The sequence below is a fragment of the Terriglobus sp. YAF25 genome, from assembly GCF_052113305.1.
Classification (GTDB): domain Bacteria; phylum Acidobacteriota; class Terriglobia; order Terriglobales; family Acidobacteriaceae; genus Terriglobus.
Window position 1 is genome coordinate 1 of record NZ_JBFRCY010000030.1, and the last position, 12,169, is coordinate 12,169.

Below are 12,169 nucleotides of genomic sequence, written 5' to 3' on the forward strand. Positions count from 1 at the left end.
TCCTCCAGTGGCTCCGCCCAAATCGTACTGGCTCGACTGCAGCCAGCGGATATCGGCGCCGAACTCCACGACATGGCGACCGTGGGTCCAGGTAATGTCATCCCCGGCGATGAAGTTCTGGTCCACCTGGATGGCCGCGTTGGAGAGGCCCATCTGCATGGTGTACCCGACTCCGTTGGCATTCAGGTTGCCAAGGCTTGGGAAACCATATCCGAAGGATGCCGGAGTAAGACCATACGCGCCTGCGTAATCCTTGGAACGCGTGCTGGGTGGGGCCAGACGCTGCTGGTTGACGCGCATGAACGAGTAATGGAAGCTAGTGGCGATATTGTTTGTGAAGACGTGAGAGTATCCCAACGCGATGTCATGCGTATTCGCAGCGTCCGTCGGAACGATGGTCAGCGGATTTGACGGATCTACGGCAAAGAACCTGGCAGCGTTAACAGGAATCACCGTATAACGGACAAACAACTGATCTCGGTCGTTGAAGTGATGATCGATACGGAAGGAATAGCGGTTGTCCTTATTGATCACACCGCGTTTGTACGTCGCATTGGTTCCATCATTCTGGGAGGTAGCCTGAGCGTTATCAAACTTGATATAGGGCCCGGGATTGCTGGGGGTAGGAAACTGCGACAAGACGAATTGCGCCAACTGGTTCTTTGACAACTGCGCAGAGACGTCGTCATTCGGAACGGCGTGGATCTGCGATGCATCATAGGGCCCATTCGGAAAGCCATTAGCATCGACAGTGGACTGGTAGTTGATCGCTCCTATGCGTGGTGCTAAGAGCGCGGCTGCATATCCCTGGCTCTTCAAAATGCTCTGATTGAGCAAAGCAAGAGAGTTGTGAAGCTTTCCAGAAAGTTCATCGGGAGTTGGGAAGATACCGCGGAAACCAAACGAGTTCTGCATCCGGGCAGGTTCAATACCCACGAAAAAGAAAGACTTGTCCTTGTGAGGATAGACCTTCGGAATCCAGATCGGGCCACCGACATAGAAGCCGTAGTAGTTCTCACGGAGGGCGCTTGGCGCGGTGTTACCGTCCGGAAAAGCGTTGAAATAAGGGTCGGTATGCCGCCACGAAATCGCTCCATGATAGTTGCTGGTGCCGGGCGCGCTGCTCTGCACGATAACACCGCCGCCGGTTCTGCCATACTTCGCGGATAGTCCCGTAACAATGACCGTCGCTTCCTGTACCTGGCGACCGGAGAGGTTAACACCCGTACGCGCGAGGCTTGCCTGCGTCACGTCAGATCCGTCCACGACGATGGAGCTTGTGCCTGGAGGTGCTCCGCCGATCACGATTCCGGCACCCGGCGTGACATAGCTAGTGAAGGCACCTGGGTTCTCCGTGGAGATACCGCCCGGCTGCAGAGGATCGCCTTCGACACCTGGCACCAGCAGCGCTGCCCCCAGGGAGCTGCGCTCGGGATATGGCAGGTTCAGCACGAGTGCGTTGTCGACCGTCGTGACGACATCAGTGTCGGTCTTGCTGATCAGTTCTGCGTCAGAATTGACGGTAACCGTCTCCGTGGTCGCCCCCAATGTCAACATGACATCAATAGGCGTCGCTCCCACACCTGAGACATTAACCGCTTTGACGGTCGTTTTCTCAAACCCTTCTTTGGCGATGACAACCGTGTAGGCCCCTGGGTTGAGTGACTGAATCTGAAAGAGACCGGCGTTATTGGTGGTCGCCACCTGCGATACCTTGGTCGCATCGCTGATGACCTCAATCCTCGCCCCCGGGACCAGATCGCCCTGGCTGTCACGGATGGTACCGCTGATAGAACCCTGCCCGGTCTGCGCGAAGGCAGCGGTGGCAGATACCAGCGTTACGGCCAGTGCGGAAGAAACCACGCCTGGAAAAGAAAGTGCGAGAGAGAAGAATGGGCGCATCCAGACTCTGCGTAGCGGTTGGTGCCACTTGATCTCTTTTTTGTTGATAACTTGCATGCAGCCTCCCGGGAAACGTACTCATTGCCGGCCCAGCCATCTCGTTGGGGGATCAGAATGGCTGATGTACCGGGTCGAGCAGCGTTGTAAGTGTTGGCGTAAAACGATGTCAACGGGGCTCTCCCGACTTTGAGTCGTTTTGCATTGTGAAATGCCTTTCAGGTCAGAGCCACTCGCAGGCGGTAGCCAATTTCCGGGACATCTTGCTATCTATCAAGAATGGACGCCAGTTTTTCCAACTGACGGCCTCCAAAGAAGTCCGTTTGCAATTGCACAACATATCTCACCTAGTGAGACAAATCGAAGCAGTTTAGACCCGATTGGGCCGCACCTTCATCCAACTATCGTTTGGATAAATCTTGTCTACGTTCTGCGGTGTGATGAGTTCATGCTGCACAAATACGGCTGGAGCCACGGGTTTGTGCTTCAAGACATCCAGCGCCAACTGGATGATCCGCTCGCCGTACATCTCCGGAAAGTAGGCGACTGAACAGACCAGCCGTGTTGAGGCACGGCGCATCTCCTCACGGGCGGCCACGCTGCCATCCTGCCCTGCGATGGCACACGCGCGCTCAAGGCCAACCTCACGAAAGGCCTGCAGCGCAGCCAGAGCCGTAGAGTCGTTGACCGCTCCCACCAACGCACGCTCCGGTTTTCTGCGGCGGATATGACGACGGACGATGTCCAGGGTGGCCTCAAACTGTCCCCCCTTGGTGTCATAGTGATGCGTCGGAACGGTGCGAGCGTACTGTCCCACTTCATTAATGCCGTCCAGAACTCCGGTCAGCCTCGCATTGAGCAGTGGGCCGGCCACGTCAACACCAAGCAAAATGATCTGTTCAGGACCGCTCTTCCAGTTCTTCTCGGCCCACCGTGCGAGATGCCGTCCGGCCATCCGCCCCGCCTTGTAGTTGTCCGCGCCGTAATAGATAGCGCCGGGATGCGGGATATCCAGAGCAATAAAAGGAATACGGGCATCGGAAAACTTCGCCGCAATCTGTGCAGCGACCGCCACATTGATCTGGGAGTCGACGACAAGGTCGACCTTCTCATCAACGAAGGTCTCGGCATTCTGCAGAGCCACCCTCGGGCTGAAGCCATTGTTCAGCACCAGCAGATCGATATTCGCCGCATTTGCAGCGACCCCCAGGCTGTCACTCACGGTCGTTGTAAATGGCAGGAGGTTACTTTGGGAGGCATAGCCAATCCGATAGCGTTTAGCACGCGCCGTCTGGACACAACAGCGATACCCCTGCTTCCCCGCCCGTTCCAGCATGCGCGTCTCCACGAGTGTTTCCAACAGGCGAAACGTAGTGGCCTTATGCAGCCCTGTTCTCGCAGCTACCACTCGAAGATCCAATACCTCGGAGGTTGATTGAAATGCGTTGATGATCGAGGCAGCGCGGACAACTGCCTGAATCGTGTATCCCCGCTTTGGGCCTTCTGCAGGAGTTGGTTTCGATAAATGCTTCATCTTGCGCTCTCTTCCAATCATTGTGTCCATGTGGCCTGTCACTCGAAGGGGCTGCGTTCGCTTGAGTCATCATGGATCTCGATGTATCTCACGATGTGAAACAACTTCCCTTCTCGCCAAGTGAGATTCATCTCAATACCGCTGGGAACGTAGGATCGTAACGCTGGTGGGCTGACTTCGTGCGAGTTCGTCATCGTGCACAGGAAACTTATCGCAATACATGCTGAAAATGCAAAGGGAACAACTCTGGGCATCTCGCCGTAGGAGTTTCCTGGGGAAAGGTAAGGATGTTATTGGAGCAAACCTGGCGCTGGTTCGGTCCGCTGGACCGTGTCACCTTGCGAGACGCAAGAGAAGCCGGCGCGACCGGAATTGTAACGGCTCTGCATGAACTTTCGGCTGGGGAGATGTGGCCGGTCGAGAGCATCCAGGCGCGTCAAGCCGAGATACGGTCCGCGGGTATGGAATGGGCCGTCGTCGAAAGCCTCGAGGTCACAGAGCGCATCAAGATGCAGGCACCCGGTTGGCGCGCTGATGTGGAGCACTTCGCGCAATCGATTCGAAATCTGGCAGCCTGCGGCATACGGACCATCGCCTACAACTGGATGCCTCTCTTCAGTTGGATGAGGACTCATCTGCACGAATCGGCGCCAAACGGTGGATATACCACGCGTTTTGATACGCTCGCCTTCGCTGCATTCGATCTCTATCTGCTGCAACGGAAGGGTGCGCAAACCGACTGGGGCGAAGAGCTGAGCCGGGCGGCGTATGCCTATCTTTCAGGTCTGTCTCCGGAAGAGAAGGACCTGCTGCAGCAGACGATCCTCCAGGGGCTCCCTGGAGGGCATCGGTCTCTCACGCTGCAGAAGACGAACGACCTGTTACAGGAGTACTCCGGTCTCTCCACGGAGGATCTTCGGTTCTCGCTTCGGGAGTTCCTCACGCTGGTTTGCCCGGTAGCGGAGGAGTGCGGTGTAAAGCTTTGCATCCATCCAGATGACCCGCCGCRCCCGTTATTGGGTTTACCCAGGGTTGTCAGCACGGCGGATGACCTGCAATGGCTTTTGCAGCAGTATCCTCATGCGGCCAATTCGCTGACCTTCTGCACGGGAGCTCTGGGCGTCAGAGCAAACAACGACCTGCTCGCGATGGTGCAGAGCTTCGCTCCTCGCATTGGCTTTCTTCACCTGCGCTCGACACAACGGCAGACGGTTTACTCGAACGGTATCGAGACGTTTTTTGAGGCGGCTCATCTTGAAGGAGATGCTGACCTGATTGGCATCATCGTCGAACTCGTGAAAGAAAAGCGTCGTCGCGAGTTTGCCGGAGATCATTTCCATTTACCATTCCGGGCTGACCACGGCCAGGAGCTGCTCAATGACCGCGAGCGAAATGCCGCTCCCGGATATCCCGCCATCGGACGTCTGCGAGGACTCGCGGAGCTGCGTGGCGCTTTCACCATGGCTGAACGACTGATCATGGAAGTGGAGTAGGAATGCAGATCACCCAAGGAAAAAATGCACTCGTCTTTGGTGGGGCTTCAGGCATCGGATGGGCTACGTCACAGACATTATTGGATCAGGGGGCCGAGGTTACGATCGCYGATCTGCGAAGGCCGGCTGAGCCTGAAAGACTGCGGTACATAGCCTGCGATGTACGCGATGCCAACCAGGTCTGCGAAGCGGTCAAAAAAGCTATCGAGCGTGGACCGCTTGACTGGCTGGTTTATAGTGCCGGGATTCAGCACTACGGGTCGGTTGTCGATACATCGGTCGAAGAATACGACTTTGTCCAGCAGGTCAATGCTCGCGGGGCCTTTCTCGCCTGCCGGTCCGCCATTCCAGCAATGACGCGTGGTGGATCGATTGTCCTGGTCTCTTCCGTACAAGCACTCGCATGTCAGGAAGGCGTTGCGGCCTATGCGGCAAGTAAAGGAACACTCGAAGCCTTAACCCGCGCCATGGCTGTCGATCATGCAAAAGATAGGATCCGCGTCAACGCCGTCCTTCCGGGCACCGTAGACACGCCAATGGTTCGTTCTTCCGCAGAGCGCTTCGGGGGAAGGGATGGGCTGGAGCAGACATTAGAACAGTGGGGAGGCAATCACCTGTTGGGCCGTGTAGCCCATGCCTCCGAGATTGCGCGCGTGATCGCGTTCCTGCTCAGCGACGCGGCCTCATTCATGACCGGCGCTTCCTATCGCGTCGACGGAGGTCTGCTGTCTCAGTTACCGGTCCGGCTATGAGGTACCGGCAACTGAGATTGTGCAGGTCTTCCAGTTCCCCTTCAGAACCGGAAGATGCCCCACTGACTTGGATTCAGGCGAGCCTCACTCGGAACGTCAGCCGTCATAGAGTCGGCCTTGTTGTGCCAGTAGACCCGAGCCCGTGCTCGTACGCCGTCGCTAAACACCATGCCTACGTCTCCGCGATATGTTTTGCCCGGTGATGGATCGATACCCAGTAGATCGAGGGGCACTGAGATTTCATATGCGGCTCCATTCACGGCAAGCTTGACGCGATCGCTGACATCCTGGACATCATCGAAGGTCACCTCTCCCACTGGCGACGCGAAGGTGACACGGTTGCCCGCTCTCTCAGCCTTTTGCCGATAGAGAACTGCCAGCAGCTTGCCATTTCTCTGTGTCACGAACAACCGGGAATCACCGACAAGGACTTGCCGGCTATCACTTGCTCCCTCCGCTCGGATCATGAGGTCCAGCCCGCCGCCCTGCGTGAACGCATAGGGGAATTCAGCGGCGCTGTTGCGGAGAAGCTGCGGTTGACTCGTCCTGTAAGCAACAATCAGACTCTTAGCATCCGTACCGAGTTGGAAGGACGATTGAGCATCGATCGATGCCCAGTCTTTCTCGCTCCACTTCTTATTCTCAGTTGCACTGACGCGATGGACCTCAACTTCAGCGCGCAGCTTTTCTCTCGATGCGGTTTCCGTGCGGAGCGGTTCGGCAGCTGCAATTGTCTCTTTCGTGGCGTCTATATATCCCAGATCAACCCGCCGGACTGAATCGAGGCCATCGAGACGCACGATCGAGGTGTGCCACTTTCCGATAGCCAGGTAGACATTGCCGTCGTCTTCTCCAAACATAAACGGCCAGAAGTGTTCCGCATCGAAACTGAGCCCCGTGACCGCCATACCTGGCTTCTGTTTCGGATACGGCCAGAAAGGGGCCATGCGTGTATCGGCGCCAAGGGTCGTAACCAGCAAACCGTCGGTGGTGTAGATGTAAATCTCTCCCATATAGGAGTAGCGGGCAACCACGTATCCCGCCTGGCCTTTGGCCGGCATGACCGGATATCCGAGCATCCGCTTCGGTTCCTGGATGTCTCCCGGCCCTGTTGGCGGCGTTCCAATGCCACGGCTCGACATCGTCCACCGAAGCTGCCCATCTTTATAGCCACTCATATCGGCAAGGAACCAGCCATCGGGGCTTAGAGCCACATCCCCTTCCGCAAGCGTATGCGAGAGCAATGTCAGCTGGTTCAGGTCATAGACAGGAACACCGGCGTTGTCGACCGAAGCCGCGGGAAGGCGGTAAGGCCCTCCGCTGATAACGGAAAGATCGGGCTGTATCACGACACCCGCTGAACCGCGCACCGCCGGACGGCTGAACTCTACCTCGTCGGCCTGAACCGCGTGGTCATGATTGCGATCGGTCCAGACAAAGAAGACGCCCTCCGGTTTCCCTGGCGGCATCTTGCTCTTAATATCGGGCCTATCCAGAGTCGTCCAGTAATGAGGACCTGGTTCGAGCCAACCTGCCGAAGCAATGGGACGGCAAACACCATCCTCCATGATCCACAGATCGCTAACGGCGGTCTGGTTATACCAGTAGGTGTTGTAGGAGTCGGTGAAGTATTGGTGCCCGTTTCGATAGAAGGTCTGCGCCGGCGTAATGCCTCCATGCGAGCCTACCGGGATCATGTCATTCGGAAAGAAGATCGGCTTCGCAGGCTGACCAGCATAGGCAATCACATCGTTGAGCGGATCCGGATAACGGTATCGCACTGCCGTCAGATGGGAGTCTCCGGTTGCGGAATCTACCTTGAATTCGAGCAGCCCCATACTGCCTGGGTTTCCGATCGACGGATAGTAAGCACGATAGGGATCATGCGGATCGGCGAATCCTCCGCCGCCATATTGTGTAGGACCATACCATGCGTTGAGAAACGCACCGGTCTTCGCATTCCACCGGCTGATTCGCTTGGGAAGATAATCTTCTTCGGCAACCCAGAGCACGCCGTTGGAGTCCACCGTCATTCCCAAAGGATGCGCCATGCGTAGTTCGTCGTATGCGCCGATCTGTGGGCCTCCGGGACGGCCGATCACACGCGCGAGCTTGCCTGCCGTCGCAGAAAACACTTTCACCTGGTGACTGCTTCCCCAGTCTGCAACATAGATCTCACCATCTGATTCGATGATCTGCTTGGGCGCCTGTAGCGCCTCTGAAGCGACGACCACCTGCGCTCCTGTCAACTCCACGGAACGCCAGTCGTTCTTCACGGTGAATCGCGTAATGCCTTCCGTGGTCGTGACCAGCAAATGGCCATCCGGCTCGAAGGTTAGGGCACCCAACCCGGAGAGCTTAACCCTTGCAAACGCAGGCTGCGTAGCATGCCGCACGTCAAAGGCAACAATCTCGTTCGCAGCCGGATTCGAGAGCAACAGCAGACCGTTATATGCCGCCAGTCCAACCAGCTCACGAAAGGCGTCATGTACCTGGATACCACCAACAACCTTGTCCACCGGAGCCAGACCATTCCTGGTAATGGCATAGACCTGCAGCGCGCCAGGATCCTTTACGCCAAAGTCTCGGCTCGGATTCACAACATAGACGGTGTAAGCAACATGGTCAGGATTTCCGGCGCTGCCGATATCCCGCGCAAGCACTATGCCACCGTTCCATCCGCGAATCTTCGTGCCACCAAGCTTGTGGCCATTCAGATCAGTCCAAATCAGGGCGTGACCGGCCTCCGCCGCATCCGCTCCAAGCAAAATCTGTGGTTGCGTAGAGTGCGTTGGCCAAGGACTACCCTGCGGAAGAAACAATGCAGAAGCCGGCGCTGTATGATCTGCCAGCCACGCTCCGGTTCCATCGGATGTGGGCCACGGCGGATCACCCGGAGAATAGATGGAGTACTGCAGACGTGGCGTAATCGCCTGATGGAAAAGACCGCGGACATGGTACTTCCCGGGATGAGCCACACCGTCTGTCGAAGTTCCATCCCACCTGATAATGTTCTTTCCTTGATGGACAGGCTGGTCGGCGACGAGGTTCTTGACGCGAATGCCCTTCGCATCCTCAAGCACCAGTGTCAGAAGACCATCCTCGGGAGCCTCATAGGAGATAGAGATTCCCTGTGACTTCGCCGGAGACGTCCCCTGCGCCTGAGAGCATTGCGCCCAGGCGAATATAGCAAGACCGGCAATCGCGCCGGCGCGGCAATTCATCCATCTTCTGCAAGACCAATACAACATACGCACGACGGCCATCTTCCCTCAGCAGATACGATAATGACTCCATATCAGACATCCGAGTTTCACGAGGAAACCGGCGTCGGCGTTTCATTTTCCAGGAGACGGCCAGCATCGGGGGCATGACGAATGTATTCGTTCCGCACGCATGAATGCGCCGTACGGGTAAGAATGGGTACATTCCGCATTACAGCATTCTTCTCATGGATCGTTTCACGATCTGAAACGCGATAAGCGGGCAAGTCGGGAGTATCAGCTCTGCAGTGAGTTCAAACTACTTGCCGGCCGGCTTTCGATCGCGAGGAGCCGGCCCCGTGGAGTCCCGGATCACGAGCGTGGTACTCACCATGGACTGATGTCCTCTTCCATGGGGATGCTTCGCCAGTACATCGAGCGCCCGGAAGAGCGCCTGCGCCAGTTCCTGCCGCGGCAGGCGCAGCGTCGTCAATGCGGGATAAACGATCTCGCACAGCTCAATGTCGTCAAATCCGATGATCGAGATCTCTTCGGGAATGCCAACGCCCTGTGCACGTGCCACTCGCATGGCTCCAATCGCCGTAAGATCGTTCGTCGCCAGAATGGCAGTCGGACGCGTTTTCATCGCAAGGATCTCGCGCATGCCCGCTTCTCCGCCGCTGATCCGGTAATTCCCCGGCAGAACAAACTTCGGATCGTACTTCAATCCGGCCTCTTCGATTGCAGTGCGGAAGCCCTCGACACGATGTTCTGAGATCGTCAGCCCAAGCGAACCACCGATATATCCAATGCGGCGATGCCCCAACCGCTTGAGATGCTCCACTGCCTGTTTCATGCCACTTAGGTATTCCACGGCCACATCACTTACGCCTCGCGCAATACTGCGACGGTCGAGAGTGACAAGCGGGACACGATTATGGATGAGCGATTCGATCGGCTGCGTTTCAATCTCTGCCGCAAGCAGGGCAACCGCATCGACCTTTCGGATCAGCATCCGGCGAATAGTCCGCTGCAGCTTTGCCGGCTGAAAGTCGGTCGTCGCCATCAGCATGTCCTGATCGTTAGAGACCAGGATGGCTTCGAAGCAACGAATCAGTTCCGGGAAGAACGGGTTGGTAATGTCGGGAATGATGAGACCGAAGGTGCTGCTGCGGCCATACTTCAGAGTCGTCGCACTTCCATTCGGCACAAAGTTCGTCTTCTCGATCACCCGCTGCACGCGTTCTGCAGTTTCAGGGCGAACGAGGGACGATCCATTGATGACTCGTGAGACCGTTGCGCTGGATACGCCYGCGATCTTCGCAATGTCTCGCATGTCCATGTGGAAGGCACTCTCCAAAGTGCGGAAATTACGGCGAAATTCACCGACTGAACCTAGTTTATAGGTTGACTCATGTATACGAATACATCTATCGTTGTCCCACCTCGAATTTCTTCGATCCGGACACCATTCCATGCCTGAAAATTATCTTTCTTCCGCACAAGGTACGCCTGCTCGTCTCACTCGCCGTCAGTGGCTCGAAAAAGCCCCTCTGACAGCCCTTGCCGCGGGAGCTGCCTTCGACATGCTTCCGAAGCAGGCTCATGCAGCAGCTCCGTCGCGAAGCGACATCGATCTTGGCAGCCGCGTCTATAACATTCGCAGCTATGGCGCGAAGGGTGACGGCGTCGCGCTGGACACCAAAGCCCTGCAAGCGGCGATCGATGCGTGCAACCACGATGGCGGGGGCACGGTTCTTGTTCCAGCAGGCACCTTCCAGATCGGTACCGTGGAGCTGAAGAGCAACGTCACGCTGCATATTGCGGCATCCGGCAAACTGCTGGGATCGGCGGACGGAAAGCAGTATCACGCCGTTGACGCCATTCCGCTTAGCGGAGATACCACACTGATCGATGGCAACTGGGCATTGCTCTATGCTGTCAATGCCACCAACGTCACCGTTGAAGGCCCGGGAACGATCGATGGCCAGGGCTACCAGTTCCATTCCCCGGTCCGTGGCCAAAAGCCGCCCAGCGGTTTGGGCGGAAACAGCCGCCCATACCATATCCTGGCTTATCGTTGTGAAGGCCTCCGCGTACGCGATATCGATCTCCTTGACTGCGCGTACCACAGCATCCGGGTCATCCAGAGCAAGCGCGTCCACATGGACGGCATCTATATTCATAACCGGGTGAACGGCAACAACGACGGTTTTCACTTCATCAGTGCGCAGTATGTCACCGTTAATAACTGCATCATTCTCTGCCAGGACGATGYATGCGCTCTCTTCGGAAGCTGCCACAACGTCGCGATCACCAACTCTATCTTCAGTACACGCTGGTCGGTCTTCCGCTTCGGGGGCGGTTCTCCGCGTAATATCACCGTCTCCAATTGCGTTCTGATGCAGGTGTACGGATGCCCGATTAAGTTCCAGGGAAACCCGGGCTCCAGCTATGAAAACATCAACTTCTCCAATATCACTCTCGATCAAGTAACCGGTCCGATCCACGTCGGTGTTGGTCCACGGCAGCCTCGCGCCAACGCGCCACGCACCGACGATATGGCCACTGCTCCTCGTGAGGAATCAGGCGCACCTGCCGTCCTCCGCAATGTCTCTTTCAGCAATATCCAAGGCACAGTAACCACCGATCCCCCGCAGCTTGCGGAGGCAAAAGTCACCAGTGGCTACAATCCCGGAGAGAAGCACTCCTGCATCACGCTCACCTGCAGTGGGGGCGCGACGATGGAGAACGTCTCGCTCTCCAATATCAATCTCACCTTCGGTGGTGGCGGAACCGCAGAGGATGCTGCCCGCAGAGACCTTCCTGAGATCGCCGGCGAGTACTTCATGATGGGGCCGATGCCTGCCTATGGGCTCTATGCCCGGGGAGTCCACGGTTTGACCGTCGAGAACGTAAAGTTCCGGCTGGCCTCGTCGGACCTGCGGCCGGCGGTCATCTTTGATCGCGTCGTAGATGCTTCCATCCGCGGCTTGAATGTCGAAGCCGACAGCCAGACGGAATCTGCTGTACGCTTCATCAACAGCAAGGAAGTCCTTCTGACAGATCCACGGATGAAGGGTGCACCGCAGACATATCTTCAGGTGGAAGGTTCAGGCTCAGAGAAGATCACACTCGACGGAGGCGATGTTGCCTCGGCGAAACTTGTGAAGTATGCTGCGAGTGCAAGCGACGGAACGGTAAAAGTCCGGGCTTAACCGAGACCCAAAAGTGAACGGCCCTCATGCTCTCATGAGGGCCGTTTCTCTTTTTAGATGTCCCGTTTGT

At 56.8% G+C, this 12,169-nt stretch carries 7 protein-coding genes; 3 read left to right on the forward strand and 4 right to left on the reverse strand.

Annotation, left to right across the window (positions count from 1 at the left end; translation table 11 throughout):
- Positions 1–1,959 (reverse strand): carboxypeptidase-like regulatory domain-containing protein (locus AB4043_RS02165; protein ID WP_442306418.1); only part of this gene is annotated, 1,959 nt, incomplete at its 3' end.
- A 310-nt stretch (positions 1,960–2,269) separates the two neighbouring features.
- Entirely contained in the window at positions 2,270–3,433 is a 1,164-nt protein-coding gene (locus tag AB4043_RS02170) for a substrate-binding domain-containing protein (RefSeq protein ID WP_442302339.1), read from the reverse strand.
- A gap of 287 nt (positions 3,434–3,720) precedes the next feature.
- On the opposite strand from AB4043_RS02170, the gene uxuA reads away from it, so the two are divergent.
- Positions 3,721–4,926 (forward strand): mannonate dehydratase, encoded by a 1,206-nt coding sequence (uxuA, locus tag AB4043_RS02175; RefSeq protein ID WP_442306419.1) that lies wholly within the window; start codon positions 3,721–3,723, stop codon positions 4,924–4,926.
- A 2-nt stretch (positions 4,927–4,928) separates the two neighbouring features.
- Positions 4,929–5,678, forward strand: a complete 750-nt coding sequence (locus AB4043_RS02180; protein WP_442302341.1) for an SDR family NAD(P)-dependent oxidoreductase — start codon at positions 4,929–4,931, stop codon at positions 5,676–5,678.
- A gap of 41 nt (positions 5,679–5,719) precedes the next feature.
- On the opposite strand, the gene AB4043_RS02185 is transcribed toward AB4043_RS02180, so the two are convergent.
- Together AB4043_RS02185 and AB4043_RS02190 are read right to left on the reverse strand one after the other, a co-directional pair.
- Entirely contained in the window at positions 5,720–8,902 is a 3,183-nt protein-coding gene (locus AB4043_RS02185; RefSeq protein ID WP_442302342.1) for a hypothetical protein, read from the reverse strand.
- A 298-nt stretch (positions 8,903–9,200) separates the two neighbouring features.
- On the reverse strand, positions 9,201–10,223 hold the full coding sequence (locus tag AB4043_RS02190; protein ID WP_442302343.1) for a LacI family DNA-binding transcriptional regulator: 1,023 nt from the start codon (positions 10,221–10,223) through the stop codon (positions 9,201–9,203).
- 133 nt (positions 10,224–10,356) lie between these two features.
- On the opposite strand from AB4043_RS02190, the gene AB4043_RS02195 reads away from it, so the two are divergent.
- Complete coding sequence (locus AB4043_RS02195) at positions 10,357–12,099, forward strand: glycoside hydrolase family 28 protein (protein ID WP_442306420.1); 1,743 nt, start codon at positions 10,357–10,359, stop codon at positions 12,097–12,099.
- Positions 12,100–12,169 lie beyond the last annotated feature (70 nt).

What these genes read in the sequence shown, in the direction of transcription:
- AB4043_RS02170 (WP_442302339.1), bottom strand. Translation starts at nt 3,433, where the DNA reads ATGAAGCATTTATCGAAACCAACTCCTGCAGAAGGCCCAAAGCGGGGA.
- AB4043_RS02185 (WP_442302342.1), bottom strand. Translation starts at nt 8,902, where the DNA reads ATGAATTGCCGCGCCGGCGCGATTGCCGGTCTTGCTATATTCGCCTGG.